Genomic DNA, 14603 nt, shown 5'->3' on the forward strand with positions numbered 1-14603 from the left:
TATGTATATAATAAGTTTAAATCTACATATTTTCAATATAAAGTTATATGTATTTAACAAATTCTTGGTAGCAGTTCTCCGGCCGGTGGTTCCATTATTCTTTTTGAGCCGTAAGGGGATTTCAGGATCACTTTTCCTTTGTAGTCGGAAATTGCTTTTCCGATTATTTGGGCGTCTTTTCCAAGTTCATTGTTTTTCATAACTTCTGAGGCTTTTTCAGCTTCATTTTCTGGAACAGCTAATATAAGTTTTCCTTCATTTGCAAGTGTATAAGGTTCGAGCCCAAGGAGTTCACAAAGTCCTTGAATTTCATCTTTTACAGGGATTTTTTCTTCTTCTATTTCTATTCCGATATTTGACTGTTCTGCCCATTCGTTTAAAACGGCAGAAAGTCCTCCTCTTGTAGGGTCTCTCATTGCTTTTATAGTTATTCCAGAATTTATTAAATCTTCTACCAGTGGCCATAAAGAAGCACAATCAGAAGATATATTTCCTTCAAGCTCTATCCCTTCCCTTTGAGCCATTATACAGGCTCCATGGTCTCCAATTGTTCCAGAAACTAAAATAACATCTCCTTCTTCTATGTTATGGGCTGAAATCCCTTCATAAACTATCTCTCCAATTCCTGTTGTGTTTATGAAAATTTTATCTGCGGAACCTTTTGGAACTACTTTTGTATCCCCTGTGACTATCTGCACTCCTGTTTTTTTCATTTCATCTGCCATTGATTTGACGATTTCTTCTAATTCTTCAAATGGCAACCCTTCTTCAATAATAAATGAACAGCTTAAATATTTTGGTTTTGCTCCCATCATTGCAAGGTCATTTACCGTTCCGGCAATGGCAAGCTTTCCTATGTTTCCACCTTTAAAGAAAATAGGTGATACCGTGAAACTGTCTGTAGTAAATGCAAGTTTTGAGTTTAGGTCTAAAACTGCTGCATCTTCCATTTTTTCTAAAATTGGATTTGAAAAGTATTTAAAGAACAGCTCTTTAATTAGTTTTTGTGTTTCCTCTCCACCACCACCATGGGATAAAAGTATCTGTTTCATAGTTTATACCTCTTTATATCTTATAGCTTTCAATATAGCTTCTTTAGAAAGTTGAGGATAGTTTTCTAAAATGTTATCTATAGTTTCACTAGCTGATAAAAAGTCTAAAATCAGATAGACAGGAATTCTTGTTCCTTTAAAAACTGGTTTTTCACCAAAAATATTTGGATTTCTTTCTATATATTTATATTTCATCTTCTTCTCTCAAATGGATTTATTATTACCATTTTATTTTCAATTATCTGTTTATGCTGCATATCTTCACTATATAGAATCTCACAATTATTTTCTAAAGCCGTTGAAATAATTAGAGAATCATACATAACTATATTTATACTTATGTCTAATTAAATGTGCTTTTTTAATGGTTTCTATTTCAAATTGAGTTACATCTACTATTGTCAAAATTTCATCTATAACATTTAGTGCATTTTGATAATCCAATTTGAATTTTTTGTATAAAATATTGGATAACTCATTAATGACTTGAGTAGATATCAAACAATTTTCTTCTAATAATATTTTATTTGCAATTATTCTTTTATCTTGTTCATCTTCCGAAAATGCATAAATCAAAATATTCGTGTCTAAAAAAACATATTCCATTTATCTACTCTCAGCTTCTTCTCTATCAAACTTAAAATTTTTTGTTTTAAGCCTTAATGAGAATAAGAAACCTTTTTCCTTCTTTTTTAATTCTTCTTTTAATTTTTTCAATCCTTCTTTTGTATTTTTCGCCTTTATTTTTAAATTTATGTCTTCATCAACTTCTATAATTATTTTTCCCATGATCTGGTCTCCTTAGTCCAAATTTTCCTAAGTTAAATATATTAAACCAGTTCTAACTTTCCATATTTGTAATAGGCTGCACAGGCTCCTTCTGAAGATACCATGCAAGAACCAAGTGGATTTTGAGGTGTGCAGGCAGTTCCGAAGACTTTGCAGTTGTAAGGTTTGGCTACACCTTTTAAAATATCTCCACATATGCATAGCTTGTGGTCGTCTATTGGTTCGTTAGGAAGAATATCAGCAAAAACTTTTTCTGCGTCTAAATCTGAATATTTATCTTTTAGCTTTAATGCTGAATATGGAATATCTCCAATTCCTCTCCATCTAAATTTTTCTCTGGGTTCCATATATTTATTTATCATTTCTTGAGCTTTTGTATTTCCTTCCCAAGTTACAGCCCTTTTATACTGGATTTCTACTTCTCTTCTATTTTCTTTAAACTGTCTAATAATCCAGAGGATACTTTCCATAATATCCACAGGCTCAAACCCTGCCACGACAACAGGTGTATTATATAAATCAACAAGTTCTTTATAAATTTTTGCTCCTGCTATCACAGATACATGGGAAGGGCCTATGAAAGCATCTATTTCCGCCTCACCACTATCCATTATTGCTTTTACAGGAGGTGGAACAAGGACATGATTTATGTGAAAGTAGATATTTTTTATGTTCTCTTGAATAACTTTTTCTATAAGTGCAGCTGTCATTGGAGTTGTGGTTTCAAAACCAATTGCAAAATATATAACGTTTTTATCTGGATTTTCTTCTGCTATTTTTAGTATGTCAAATGGTGCATAAACCATTTTTACATTTTTTCCTTTTGCCCTTTCTTTTTGAAGTGAACTTTTTGAACCCGGAACTCTAATCATGTCTCCAAGAGTTGCGATAATATTGTTTTCGTCTTGTGCCAGTGCTATGGCATGGTCTATTCTTTCTTTTGGCATTATACAGACAGGACAACCGGGACCATGAATAAAGTCTATTTCTTCAGGTAATAGCTGTTTTAAACCGTATTTCATTATAGTATGTGTATGCCCTCCACAAACTTCCATTATGTTTAACGGTCTGTCTGCTTCTTTTTTGATTAACTTTGCTAAAGCTTGAATTCTTTTTGAGTCTCTAAAGTCTTTTAAGTAATCTACATTTGGCATGATTATACCTCACTTGTTTTATATACGAGATAATAAACACTCAGCCTTTATATAATTAAGTTCTTCCTCTAAATTCTTTAATCCTATTTCATTAGATCTATATTTCTTTTGCTGTCTGCCATCAAATTCAGTTATAACTTCTAAAGTTATATTCTGCGAATTTAAGAATATATATATATAAAACTCTTTAATACAGTTCAGCCTAAGAGACAAAAATAAATCATCTCCATTGTTACTATTGTTATTACTTAAGTTTATGTTGGATAGAATATTTAAATCCTCAAAAATTTTTTCTATAATTTTGATTACTTCATCTTTCATTGTTGAAATCTCTCTTTAAATCCTATTTTGATTTCCTTCAAAGTGGCAGTTTACTGCATCTTTTATATTTTTATCTTCTCTTCTATATTTTCTGGAGCCTCTATAATAATTCTTCCCATTTACCCAACCTACCTTTACAAATTTTCCTCTTCTTCTATATGTTTTATAATTTCCTCATAAACTTTTATACTTTCAAGGGCATCTTCTTCGCTCATTTTTGTCATTGCGTATCCTACATGGATTAGAACGTAGTCACCTATTTCGACAGGTTCAGGCATAAGGTCTAAAGATACTTTTCTTTTAACTCCCATTGTGTCAACAATTGCGTAGTTATCAGGAAGTATTTCAACAATCTTTGATGGTATTGATAAACACATCCTTATCCTCTCTGAATGAATTATTATTCATTAATTTATCATTGTTAAAAAAAATACTCAATTAAATTTGGCAATTTTCAATTTTCACAAAAACGCTCCTCCAAAAGCTAAATTCTGCTTGTCCATAGGCAGTTTTTTGTTTCTAAGCAAACTATAGTTCCCTGAAAAATGGGGAAGGAGTTTTCCTGTTAATACTGGATTTGTGAATATGTCCCCTGTGATGGCTACATTGTTTAATTTAAGTTTGTATAAAATTGAACTGCTTTCCTTTTCTATCCATTCTTTGAAGCCTTCTATTACTGAGAATGCAAGCATTTTGTTATCTGTATCTGCCAGTTTAAATGATAACGTGGAATGGATAATTTTTCTCCAATCTAAATAAAATTCCTCATTTATTTCCTCTAAAAAGTAGTCAATTCTAAGTCCTCTTTTAGCCTCAAATGATAAAGCCTCTTTTAAAAGTGCCTGATAAGGTTGGTCAAAATATGATGGTTCTTTGTTAAAAATTCCCAGAAGATACGAAATCACATTAAAAATTGCTGTTATACTGCTTTTTTCTTGATAGTTTTGAGAAGATATTTTCCCTGAAAATTGTGGAAATCTTCCTCTCCATCTATCAATAAGTCTCTTTGCCTCTTCAGAACTCTTTTCTATCTCTTCTAACACCCATAAAGCAGTGTCTCTCAGATTGTCATATATGCGGATAGGCAGAACCTTTATTAAAGGATTTACAGTTTTGTTTTTGTAAATAGCTACCATGTCTTCATTTGAATAAGAAGAAAAATAAAAACATAACGCCTTTTCTGAAAGTTTATTATTTTCTGCTAAAACAGATAAAATAGCTCCTTCATATTTCTTAAAAGTTTTTTTCTCTTTATAAGGAATATCTATATTTTCATCAATTCCTTCTAAAATATTTAAACTATTTATTTCATCCACAAAATCTTTTAGCTGGAATATCAGTTTTTCTTTTTTATCTATTAAATACTCTCCATTTCCAAGATCAAAGGCTATATAATCTTCAGTTATCGCAATATTGCCTGTAGATTTTGTCTTTATTATCTCAGGTAAAATACCTTTTTCTCCTTCTTTTATAAATATTTCTCCGTTTATAAGAACTATTTTCGTTTCTTTTTGCTTATTTATCACAGGAAGGTCAGCATTTAGCTCAAAATCTGTTATTGCTTTCTGAAAATCTTCTGTTAAAAAAGCATAAAAGATATAGTCTATTTCTTCTTCTTTTAAATGATTTGCTAAAAGTAGTAGTATAGGTTCATCTGGGAATTTTATTTTTCCATATCCAAGGTCTGGGAATAACAGCTCTTTTTCTGGTAGTTCTTTAAATGGGAGTAGAACAACTGGCTTTTCCTGTGAGGCAAGTGTTTTTAGTTCTGGTTGGTCTATATGGAAGTATCTTGAAAGGTTTTGAGGATTAGATATTAGTAGGTTTAAAGGCTTTTCTCCAAGGTCTAAAAACTGTCTTACCTTTGATATGTTTTCTTCTGTTGGAATTCCTGCAACGATTTCTCCTGCGGTTGTATAAATTCTAAGCAAATTTCCTTTTTTTATAACCCCTGCTGCTGTTCTTACGGCTCCCACTGTTTTTTCATTATCAAATCCGTATCTTTCATTTTCTCCTTTTTTTAGATAAATAGGAGTTAAACAGTTATGGCAGGCTGTTAGTGGATATTTGTGTCTAAAACTTTTTTCGTCGTTGAATTCTTTTTCGCAATCTTCACACATTTTAAAAAATTTAAAAACTGTTTTTTCCCGTGTAAATGGATATTCATACAGATACGAGTAATGGCTGCCACAGTAATTGCAGGATATAAACGGAAAATAAAATCTCCTGTTTGATATATCCAGTAGCTCCTTTGTGCATGTTGGACAGAGAGAGAGATTTTTAGGAAGTATGTTTATATCTCCTTTTATATGAAAAAGTCTGTCTTCTCTTTCAAAGTTTTCCAGTGGATATGTTTTGGCTTCAGACATAAAAATTGAGTAAGGAAGCTTTTCTCCAAGCTCAGAGTAAAATTTTTCTATATCTTTATGACTACCTGAAACATATATATAAACTGTGTCTTTTTTTCTTTCTACAAATCCATTAATACCTATTTTTTTACCAATTTTATAAATCAGGTCTATTATGTGATCGTTTCCAGAGTAGTAATCAAAAACTGTTTTTAACTTTAGCTGCTCCATTGTTTCCATCTAAAACTCCTGAATTCTTTTTTCTGATAGTTCTCCGTTGTATGAACCAAAATGTTTTTTGACAACTTCTTTTAAGGGTATCTCGTTAACCTTTTCATATTTTACGCCTATTCTATCTAACTCTTTAAAAATCTGGGCAATGGCTGTTTTGAAAGGAGTTCCTTCAAGAGTTTGTGTTAAACCTATCTCTGAAGCACAGATATTCTCTGGAATTATTCCTATAACAACGGTATCTGCCATTTTCCCTGTAAGTGGAGTTAGTTCTATCATCTGGAGAACTTCTACTTCATGGGCTGTTTGATGGTATGATGCAATTCCTGAAAGTTGTTCAGGAGATAGTCTAAAAACACTTCCCGGTTTGTCGTTTATAGAGATTGTATCTATGAGGATTATATGGTCGTATTCATGGAGATAAGACATAAGACCAAAACCCAGTGTACCTGCATCTATAAGGTCTATTTTAGGCTCAAATCTGTAGTTTTCCTGCAGATATTTAATTATAAAAACTCCTATTCCTTCATCCTTGAACAAAACATTTCCGACGCCAACTATTCCGATTTTTTTCATGATATTCCTTTATTCAAAATTTTTTCTTCTATGAGAAGATAGATTTCAGCGCAGCTTTTGGGGTCATTAATATCAAAAGTTCCCAACTTTTTTGCGTTCTCAATTGCTGAATATAGATTTTCAATTAAAAAAGTTTTAATTTCTTCGTTAAATTTTCCTTTCTTATAATTCTGAAAGGGTTTTATCTTTATCTCTTTCTTCCTATTGACCAGAATAATTTCTTCTTTCTTTAAATCTTCCTCACACTCTCCACAAGATGTATAACTTTTATCTCTATATTTAAGATGTAAAAGAAACCAAAATTCTATACAGGGATTATTTACAAGTAGTTTTATATCTTTTATGTTCTTTGCATTGTTCCAAAAATTTTCAAATCTTCTTCTTTCGTTAATATCATTGTTAAAATGGTCAAAATCTATAATCCAGTAAATTGGTGATATTCCAACTTCCTTTAATTTGGATTTAATCTCTTTTAAAGTCCTATCAAGGTTTTGAGGTTCTTTGGGAAATTCTGGTTCAATTTTTATGTTAATTTTGTCTCTAAATTTGCTTTTTAAAAAATTTATATATTCCTCTTCAGTTTCTCCTTCTATATACACAAGAATAACATCTTTCAGTTCCCTGTTTTTTTTCTTTCTTCTTGCCACAATTATTCCTCTACTCTGTATGTTTTTACATAAGGAACAGCTCCTAATTTACCCATTTTATAAGCGTTATAAATAGAATGTTCTTTTCTTAGTTTATCTGTTTTAAAGTCTGCAAGAGAATATAAATCTGTGGAAAGATCTTTTTTCTTTTCTGTAAACCATATTACATCTTTTCTAATTAAATCTTTTTCTTGAAGAAGTTCTCTGTAGTGTGTTGTTAATATAAGCTGGGCTGGTCTTCCTTTAGTATTAAATAAAAATACTTTGAGAAAATGCTTTATTAAATCAGGGTGCAGAGAAGACTCTATCTCATCTATCGGAAATATTAAGTTCTTTTCAAGGAGCAGAGACAACACAATTGCTAATTGATAAAATCGTTGCGTTCCTGCAGACTCTTCTCCATATGGTAATTTATAGCTCTTATTTTCTACTCTGTGTTCAAAAAACAATTCTATTTTTTCTATAGTTTTTTCTATAAAATCTAAATCTATATTCCCATCCTTTTTTTCAAAATTTTTTAAAAGCATAGCCAAAAATTTGACATCTTCTTTATCTGGTTTTTCTTTTTCAACAATAAGATCATATATTCCAAAATCTGCATTTTTTAATATTTCTATTACTTTACCTTTATCAACTTCCTTTTTTTCTATCTGTTCAAGTCCCCATCCTGTTAAGTCTATCCGTGGTTCTATAATCGGTTTTAAAGTTCTTCCAAACCATCTTATTGCTGAATCTATTTCTCTTATCCTAATACTTGTTCTTAATATACCAGCAAGTGTTGTTATATTAGGAAGAGTGTTTCCTTCTATTATTTCTTTATCAACTTTGTTTACTTTTATTTTATTTCCAAATTTTATTTGAACAGTTCCATTTTCTAATGTTTGCCTTTCAAAAATATTTGATGATTTCCTTGAAAAGTAAGCAGCAAGCTTTTCTTTTATAATCTGCGAATTGTTTAGCTCTATACTATATATGTATCTTAAATCATTTTGGATAAATTCGATTTCAAACTTAGTATTTTTCCGAGAATCAGTAAATAGAAACGGAGAAAATTCTATCTTTTCATCTCTACTAATCTTAGGTTGTGTTGCAATTTTTTTCAAAAAGTCTAAAGCTCTAAGTATATTGGTTTTTCCTGTTGCATTTGCTCCATAAATGATGGCAAGTTTTAAGACTTCTAATCCTGAATGAGTTTTATAGATATAGTATTCAGGATAATTGTCTTTTCCTAATGGTTCAAATGACAAAGTAATAGGTTCGTTAATAGACCTAAAATTTTCTACAGTAAAGTTTACTATCATTATTATCTCCAAATTTACAGTTTATATGTAAAATTATAAATTATAATTCGGCAAATTTTAAATTTTTTATAGTAAAATTTCTGATAGTTTCATTATTACTTTTTTTAGGAGTAAACAATGGAAGAGATTGAGGTTTGCGTTTGTAAGAGGATAACTCTCTCTGAGATACTTCAGGCAATAGATGAAGAAGGTATAAAAGACCTTGAAACCTTAATAGAGAAAACAAAGGCCGGAACAGTTTGTAAAATGTGTATATCACCTGAAGAAGACCCTTACGGTGAGAGGGATATACACCTGACTGAACTTTTAAAATGAAGGGGAAGGAGTTTCCCCTGTTATTTAGCCTTTTTGAATTTATAGCCGCCGAATACAATGGCGATATCCCCTTCTTTCCAGAAAATTGTTCTCCATACTTGATAGTAAATATGGAAAGCCACCCATGCCAGTATTATCCACATTGTAAAGTGATGCCACCATCTAACTCCTGCGTGTCCTCCAAGCAGCCATCCTACCCAATCTGTAGCAAGATGTAGTAAAGCCGGCCACCAAGAACCTATTGCAGATAACCCACTTTCTAAACCTTGAACATACATATAAAATCCTGTTAAAAGCATCCATACAAGAAGAAGATGAAGTATTGTGAAGTAAACAGCATTGAAGCTGTCTAAATGGGAACTGTCAAAGTTTTTCCTTCTATTTAGAGTAATGAGATTTAAAAACACTTCCCAGAACTCTTTTATATTCTGCCCATTGGGAATTAATTTTTTAATAGGCTTTTCAAATCTACTTGCAAAATAAAGATAAAAAATGGCAACAGAAACTACATCAAGTAACAGAGCCGCGAAAAAGTGAATAAGCCTATTATAAGCCATTACAAACTTATAAGCAGCAGGTTCGGATATTAGGGTCTGATAGTATGGATGCCCTATATAAAACCCTGTTATAACAGCTGCCAGAATAGAAAAGGCATTTATCCAGTGGAAAATACGCATTGTTTTTGTCATTCTTTTTACTTTTTGATACATAGCAGCCCTCCTTATTTAAATAGAGCAAGCTCCACCGATAGGCTCTACTTTATAAACACCCAACTCTTTTCCTTTTGTGTCTATAACATGAACAGCACAGGCAATACATGGGTCAAAGGAGTGTATAGTCTTCAGTATCTCAAGGGGCTGGTCTGGGTTTGAGAGAGTAGTTCCTATTAAGGATGCCTCATAGGCTCCCATTCTGTTTTTGTAATCTCTTGGTGCTCCATTCCATGTGGAAGGAACAACAGCCTGATAGTTTTCTACTTTTCCGTCTTTTATCCTAATCCAGTGTCCCAGTGCTCCCCTTGGGGCTTCTGTCAGGCCATAACCTTTTCTTTCCTGACCTTTTGTTAGTTTTTCAAAATCATATTCTGTCCATGTGCTTAAATCTCCGGCAGCAACATTTTTAGAAAGTTCCGTTAACCATTCTTTCATTACATCAACCATTAAAGCCGTTTCTACAGCCCTTGCTGCTGTTCTTCCAACAGTTGAAAATAGCGCTTTAGCAGGAAGGTTTCCAGATTTTAGTAGCCAATCAACATAATGTTTTATTCTTTCGTCACCTCTTGCATATCCTACTATCATTCTGGCTAATGGTCCCACTTCTACCCTGTGGTCATCATAGATTGGAGATTTTATCCATGAGTATTTTCCTTTAGGGTCTAATGTTCCATCTGGTTTGAAACCTGTATATTTCGGATTTGTTTGTCCTTCAAATGGATGTAATGGTTTATCTGTTCCCTTATATTCATACCAGCTGTGGGTTACGTCTTCTGTTATTTTTGATTGGTCAACATCATAAACTTTGGTTAAATCCATGTTTAAAACAAGTCCCCTTGGGAATAAAGTTTTTCCCTGATACCATGGGTTATCGTCCATTCTAAAATCACCGTAAGCCATATAGTTTCCTAATCCTCTTCCTATTCCGGCTAAAGCTTCTTCTGCATAAACGGTTCCTGCCATTAAAATATCAGGTAGATATGCCCTGTATATAAACTCTCTGGATAAGGCAAGTATATCTCCAAACTGGCCAAGTCTTGCAGGGTTTTTAATATCCTGAACACATGTAACACCGCCTACAACCAGTGATTGTGGATGAGGGTTTTTACCTCCGAAAATGGCCATAAGCTTTGCCATTTCCCTCTGTATCTGCAGTGCATCAAGATAATGGGCTACAGCTACAAGATTTTGTTCCGGGGTGAATTTATAAGATTTGTTTCCCCAGTATGCATTGGCAAATGGCCCTAGTCTTCCGGCTTTTACAAATTTTGTAAGTCTATCCTGAACGGCTTTAAATTCTCCTGCTCCATCTTTCCATGGTCTTATAGTTTCTCCGGTAATAGGGTCTTTTAACATAGATGCCCATTTCTTTGCTTCTTCTGCAGCTTTCGCAGGATCAGCTTTTAAGGCTGATACCACATCAACCCAATCTAAAGCGTGAAGATGGTAAAAATGAACTGTATGGTCATGTATATAAAGAGAACCTTGGATAAGATTTCTAACAAGTCTTGCATTTTTTGGTGGAACTATTCCAAGGGCATGTTCAACTGTTTGTGTTGATGTGTAATAATGGGTTCCTGTGCATACTCCACATATTCTCATTGCAAGGAGAGGCACATCTCTGGGGTCTCTTCCTTTCATGATTACTTCTATTCCACGCCACATCGTAGAAGAACTGTATGCATCAACTATTTTGTTATTCTCATCCAAAATTGCTTCTATTCTTAAATGCCCTTCAATCCTTGTTATTGGGTCAACCACCACATGTTTTCCCATATCTTAAACCTCCTATTGTTCTTCATTTGTTTCATCTTTTTTGCCTGCAATGGCACTTGCTACGGCATGAATACCAATTCCAATTGCTGTCGCTGTAAGAATACCGAGACCTACTTCATCTACTGTTGCTTCAACTCCGTTTAGTCCCGGAGGATGAATATCGCTGTTTGCAAGGGGTCTTTCTGTTGCATATTTGTCCCAAAATCCTGGCTCGGAACATCCAATACATCCTCTACCTACACCGATAGGCCAGTTAGTTCCTTCGTTGTATCTAACTATTGAACAGTTATTAAATGTAAATGGTCCTTTACAACCCATCTTATACAGACAGAAATTATTTTTTGCTCCCTCATCTCCCCATTCCTCAACGAACTCCCCGGCATCAAAGTGGGCTCTTCTTTCACAGTTATCATGAATTCTGTATCCAAAAGCAAATTTTGGTCTTAAAAGACTGTCAAGCTCCGGAAGTTCTCCGGTAAGGATATAATGAATAACAACACCTGTTATATTTGCAGGATTTGCAGGACATGCAGGGATATTAACAACAGGTTTTCCTTTTACTATATCCATTACACCAACGGCACCTGTTGGATTTGGATAAGCTGCAGGAACACCTCCAAAACATGCGCAGGCACCAACAGCTATAACAGCAGCTGCATGGTCAGCCAGTTCTTTTACATGCTCAACCCCTGTTTTAGGATGTCTTCCAATGGTAAATGCTTCAGGCATTCCAGCAGGAATAGAACCTTCCACAAACAGTAGATATTTTCCATCAAAATCTTTGACTGCTTTTCTTAGATTTTCTTCAGCCTGGTCTCCTGCAGCAGCCATTATAACTTCCTGATACTCAACAGAAAGATAATCTAAAATAAGCTCATCAACTGTTGGGGAATAACTTCTGAGTAACGCCTCTGTGTTTCCAGCACAATCCTGGATATTTATCCATATAATTGGAACTCTGTTCATTACTTCTGCAGCCTGTGCTACAAGGGGCTCAAATTGAGGTGGAAGCATAAGCATTGCAGTTGTTGCAGAAACCCATTTTAAGAAATCCCTTCTGGAAAGTTCCCATGTCTCAAGAAGTTCCTGAAATTTGATTTCTGCTTCCCTAACAGGTTGCTGGGCTTTAAGCTCTTTGAGTCTTTTTTCCATTTTTTTGTAGAGATTATCGTAATACTCTTTACCGCGGTTTGTGTTTATGTAGTTGGTGGGTTTAGTAAAGATAGACCTTAAATGTTCCCTATCAAAGAACTGCATAAGATAGCCCTCCTAATGAATAATCATTCATTAATTTAATGATGAATGAATTTTCTTTCAGTGTCAATAGGAAATATGAAAAAAATCATAGTTTCTTGTTTTAAGTTTTTGAAAATCGTTAAATTTCAATGGGTTGTGCAGACTGAACAAACATCAAAGCTTCTTAAAACCATTTCTGCAAGAAGAGAAGAACGCAAGCCTTTTATTGCTTTTTCTGCAGGGGATAAATATTTAGGACATCTGGGACCCAAATTCCATGTGGAAGGTGTGATTATATTGTATTTCTGGATTTTTCCTTCTTTAACCTGTATCTCATGGATTAATGACCCCCTTGCAGCCTCACAGGAACCAAAGGCTTTTCCTTCTAATTCTTTTATATCTTTTTTAGGTTTTATATATGAAGGTTCTTTGATATCTAACTGTTTAAGCCATTCTTTCATTGAAAGAAGTAGCTTTAAAACCTCATCAATTCTTGCCCATGTTCTTACCAGATAGCTATCTTTAAAATCTTTTACAAGATTTAAAAATAGTTCATCTCTGTTATTGATTCTTCTCGCCAAGGGACTGGTTTCATAAGGTAATCCATCATACCTAACAGCCTTAGCCCATGAATATCTGTTTTTATCAAATGAAAAACCGTTTTCCGTTAAAAAGGAGTAAGCATCAACTTCTTTTATTTTATTTATATCAAAATCTTTTCTTTTCCTTTTTGTTGCCCCTTTTGAAATGGAAGGGCTAATATCACATACAGTTAAAAATCTGTGATAAGCTTTGCCGATTTTATGAAGATTGTGTTTTAAACATAAATTTAAAAATGTTTTTAAATCTGAGTTTTTTGCTTCTTTAAGATATTCATCAAGACTTTTTATTGACAAATACTTGTCAGTAGACATTCCAAGAATATTTTTTTCATAAAAATCTAAAACTGAGTCCACTATTGCTGTTGCTTCAGCTATATCAAATGTAGTTGGGTCTGATGTTACACCGCCGGGGACTGCATAAGAGGTATGAGGCCATTGTCCTCCGAATATGGCTACAACTTTAACAATCTTAGAACTGTAATCTAATCCTTTTCTCCACTGGGAACCTTTTATGGCTTGATATTTTCTTAGCTTTGGATTTTTGTCTAATTTTAAAAAGTCAGGCAAAACAAACAGATAAAACCATCTTAAATGATTTTGAACAATTTCTGAAGATAATGTTAAATCCCTTATTAGTTTTGCTTTTTCTGGAACTTCTATATTTTCTCCTGAGTTTTCATAGAGATTTTCAAGGGCCTTGACTGTGGCTATCAGGTGGGCATGTCCACATATACCGCATATTCTGGGATTTATCACAAGGGCATCAAGAGGTGGTTTTCCTTCTAATATAAACTCAAAACCTCTAAAATTTGGTGCAATAATAAAGGCATCTTTTATTTTTCCATTTTCCCATATAAGTTTAAGCTCTATTTCGCCTTCAACCCTGTTTAAAACTGTCTTCTGAATTTTTGGCATTTTAATCTCTGTTGAGTATGTTCAAAAATTCTTCAGGTTCGTATATTGGGATATCATCAGCTTTGAAAGCTTTTATATTTCTTGTGATTAAAACATCACAGTTTGAATGTATAGCAGAGGCATAAATTACTGCATCTTCAAAATCATCAAAGTCTAGTTTTCGTGCTGTTTCTAACACAGTCCTATTAACAGTGGCTATCTCAAATAAAGAAAAAATCAAATCTATACTTTTTTCTGCTTCTTTTTTATCTAATGATTTTCTAACCAAATAATAAATTGTTGTTATTGTTGTAGCACACAAAACTCCTGTAAGTTCTCCTTTTTCTACTTTCGAAATTAGCAAAGCTGATTGTTCAGAAAAAGGTTCCCTATCTAATAAAAGATCTAAAATCACATTGGTGTCTATTAAAACTCTCAAAGATATTTTTCCTCTAAGTGTTTCTTATAATCTTCTTCTGAAATTTTTTTATCTTTTAAAATTCCTTTTAATTTTTTTACTGTTGGAGTTAATTCTTCATTTTTTTCTTTATCTTTTAAGATTAGTTTAAAATAATTTTCCACAATCTTAGATATGGACTTTCCTTTTTTCTGGGAAAGCTCTTTTACATTTTCTATTAAATCTTTTTC

General features: G+C 33.0%; 18 protein-coding genes. 1 reads left to right on the plus strand and 17 read right to left on the minus strand.

The genetic code is table 11. The features are described from left to right. Positions 1–53: 53 nt before the first annotated feature. The 11 genes from hypE to MVE07_RS00055 form a co-directional block, all read right to left on the minus strand. Complete coding sequence (hypE, locus tag MVE07_RS00005; RefSeq protein ID WP_297452536.1) at positions 54–1052, minus strand: hydrogenase expression/formation protein HypE; 999 nt, start codon at positions 1050–1052, stop codon at positions 54–56. Positions 1053–1055: 3 nt separating this feature from the next. Next, entirely contained in the window at positions 1056–1247 is a 192-nt protein-coding gene (locus tag MVE07_RS00010; RefSeq protein WP_297452538.1) for a DUF433 domain-containing protein, read from the minus strand. Positions 1248–1367: 120 nt separating this feature from the next. After that, on the minus strand, positions 1368–1658 hold the full coding sequence (locus MVE07_RS00015; protein ID WP_297452548.1) for a PIN domain-containing protein: 291 nt from the start codon (positions 1656–1658) through the stop codon (positions 1368–1370). Beyond that, complete coding sequence (locus MVE07_RS00020; RefSeq protein WP_297452550.1) at positions 1659–1841, minus strand: hypothetical protein; 183 nt, start codon at positions 1839–1841, stop codon at positions 1659–1661. It abuts the gene before it with no gap. A 41-nt stretch (positions 1842–1882) separates the two neighbouring features. Continuing rightward, complete coding sequence (gene hypD / locus MVE07_RS00025) at positions 1883–2995, minus strand: hydrogenase formation protein HypD (RefSeq protein ID WP_297452552.1); 1113 nt, start codon at positions 2993–2995, stop codon at positions 1883–1885. An 18-nt stretch (positions 2996–3013) separates the two neighbouring features. Further along, positions 3014–3316, minus strand: coding sequence for a hypothetical protein (locus MVE07_RS00030; RefSeq protein WP_297452554.1), 303 nt, complete (start codon positions 3314–3316; stop codon positions 3014–3016). A gap of 134 nt (positions 3317–3450) precedes the next feature. Beyond that, positions 3451–3693, minus strand: a complete 243-nt coding sequence (locus tag MVE07_RS00035; RefSeq protein ID WP_297452560.1) for a HypC/HybG/HupF family hydrogenase formation chaperone — start codon at positions 3691–3693, stop codon at positions 3451–3453. Between the two features lie 84 nt (positions 3694–3777). After that, positions 3778–5904, minus strand: coding sequence for an acylphosphatase (locus MVE07_RS00040; RefSeq protein ID WP_297452563.1), 2127 nt, complete (start codon positions 5902–5904; stop codon positions 3778–3780). Continuing rightward, a complete protein-coding gene (locus tag MVE07_RS00045) occupies positions 5905–6471 on the minus strand; it encodes a HyaD/HybD family hydrogenase maturation endopeptidase (protein ID WP_297452565.1) in 567 nt (188 codons plus the stop codon). It abuts the gene before it with no gap. Continuing rightward, positions 6468–7118: an RloB family protein gene (locus MVE07_RS00050; RefSeq protein ID WP_297452567.1), complete on the minus strand. Its 651-nt coding sequence runs from the start codon at positions 7116–7118 to the stop codon at positions 6468–6470. The genes MVE07_RS00045 and MVE07_RS00050 overlap by 4 nt, the downstream gene beginning before the upstream one ends. Positions 7119–7120: 2 nt before the next feature. Further along, complete coding sequence (locus MVE07_RS00055; protein ID WP_297452569.1) at positions 7121–8419, minus strand: ATP-binding protein; 1299 nt, start codon at positions 8417–8419, stop codon at positions 7121–7123. A 117-nt stretch (positions 8420–8536) separates the two neighbouring features. Between MVE07_RS00055 and MVE07_RS00060 the strand changes: the two genes are divergently transcribed. Then, complete coding sequence (locus MVE07_RS00060) at positions 8537–8734, plus strand: (2Fe-2S)-binding protein (protein WP_297452571.1); 198 nt, start codon at positions 8537–8539, stop codon at positions 8732–8734. Between the two features lie 20 nt (positions 8735–8754). On the opposite strand, the gene MVE07_RS00065 is transcribed toward MVE07_RS00060, so the two are convergent. The 6 genes from MVE07_RS00065 to MVE07_RS00090 form a co-directional block, all read right to left on the minus strand. Next, a complete protein-coding gene (locus tag MVE07_RS00065) occupies positions 8755–9444 on the minus strand; it encodes a cytochrome b/b6 domain-containing protein (protein WP_297452573.1) in 690 nt (229 codons plus the stop codon). 15 nt (positions 9445–9459) lie between these two features. Further along, positions 9460–11223 carry a nickel-dependent hydrogenase large subunit gene (locus MVE07_RS00070; protein ID WP_297452575.1) on the minus strand — a complete coding sequence of 588 codons (1764 nt, stop codon included), beginning with the start codon at positions 11221–11223 and terminating at the stop codon, positions 9460–9462. A gap of 12 nt (positions 11224–11235) precedes the next feature. Beyond that, positions 11236–12480: a hydrogenase small subunit gene (locus MVE07_RS00075; protein WP_297452577.1), complete on the minus strand. Its 1245-nt coding sequence runs from the start codon at positions 12478–12480 to the stop codon at positions 11236–11238. A 125-nt stretch (positions 12481–12605) separates the two neighbouring features. Continuing rightward, a complete protein-coding gene (locus tag MVE07_RS00080) occupies positions 12606–13976 on the minus strand; it encodes a nickel-dependent hydrogenase large subunit (protein ID WP_297452579.1) in 1371 nt (456 codons plus the stop codon). 1 nt (position 13977) lies between these two features. Continuing rightward, positions 13978–14394 (minus strand): PIN domain-containing protein, encoded by a 417-nt coding sequence (locus MVE07_RS00085; RefSeq protein WP_297452581.1) that lies wholly within the window; start codon positions 14392–14394, stop codon positions 13978–13980. Continuing rightward, positions 14391–14603, minus strand: a 213-nt coding sequence (locus MVE07_RS00090; protein ID WP_297452583.1) for a DUF6364 family protein, incomplete at its 5' end; no start/stop codon positions are given. The genes MVE07_RS00090 and MVE07_RS00085, both read right to left, overlap by 4 nt.

It is taken from the genome of Persephonella sp., from assembly GCF_027023985.1.
GTDB lineage: Bacteria > Aquificota > Aquificia > Aquificales > Hydrogenothermaceae > Persephonella_A.

Excerpts from the sequence above, each read along its gene's own strand:
- MVE07_RS00065 (WP_297452573.1), bottom strand. The coding sequence starts at position 9,444 with ATGTATCAAAAAGTAAAAAGAATGACAAAAACAATGCGTATTTTCCAC.
- MVE07_RS00030 (WP_297452554.1), bottom strand. The coding sequence starts at position 3,316 with ATGAAAGATGAAGTAATCAAAATTATAGAAAAAATTTTTGAGGATTTA.
- MVE07_RS00045 (WP_297452565.1), bottom strand. The coding sequence starts at position 6,471 with ATGAAAAAAATCGGAATAGTTGGCGTCGGAAATGTTTTGTTCAAGGAT.
- MVE07_RS00035 (WP_297452560.1), bottom strand. The coding sequence starts at position 3,693 with ATGTGTTTATCAATACCATCAAAGATTGTTGAAATACTTCCTGATAAC.
- MVE07_RS00010 (WP_297452538.1), bottom strand. The coding sequence starts at position 1,247 with ATGAAATATAAATATATAGAAAGAAATCCAAATATTTTTGGTGAAAAA.
- hypE (WP_297452536.1), bottom strand. The coding sequence starts at position 1,052 with ATGAAACAGATACTTTTATCCCATGGTGGTGGTGGAGAGGAAACACAA.
- MVE07_RS00015 (WP_297452548.1), bottom strand. The coding sequence starts at position 1,658 with ATGGAATATGTTTTTTTAGACACGAATATTTTGATTTATGCATTTTCG.
- MVE07_RS00020 (WP_297452550.1), bottom strand. The coding sequence starts at position 1,841 with ATGGGAAAAATAATTATAGAAGTTGATGAAGACATAAATTTAAAAATA.
- MVE07_RS00060 (WP_297452571.1), top strand. The coding sequence starts at position 8,537 with ATGGAAGAGATTGAGGTTTGCGTTTGTAAGAGGATAACTCTCTCTGAG.
- MVE07_RS00075 (WP_297452577.1), bottom strand. The coding sequence starts at position 12,480 with ATGCAGTTCTTTGATAGGGAACATTTAAGGTCTATCTTTACTAAACCC.
- MVE07_RS00040 (WP_297452563.1), bottom strand. The coding sequence starts at position 5,904 with ATGGAAACAATGGAGCAGCTAAAGTTAAAAACAGTTTTTGATTACTAC.
- MVE07_RS00080 (WP_297452579.1), bottom strand. The coding sequence starts at position 13,976 with ATGCCAAAAATTCAGAAGACAGTTTTAAACAGGGTTGAAGGCGAAATA.
- MVE07_RS00070 (WP_297452575.1), bottom strand. The coding sequence starts at position 11,223 with ATGGGAAAACATGTGGTGGTTGACCCAATAACAAGGATTGAAGGGCAT.
- MVE07_RS00055 (WP_297452569.1), bottom strand. The coding sequence starts at position 8,419 with ATGATAGTAAACTTTACTGTAGAAAATTTTAGGTCTATTAACGAACCT.
- hypD (WP_297452552.1), bottom strand. The coding sequence starts at position 2,995 with ATGCCAAATGTAGATTACTTAAAAGACTTTAGAGACTCAAAAAGAATT.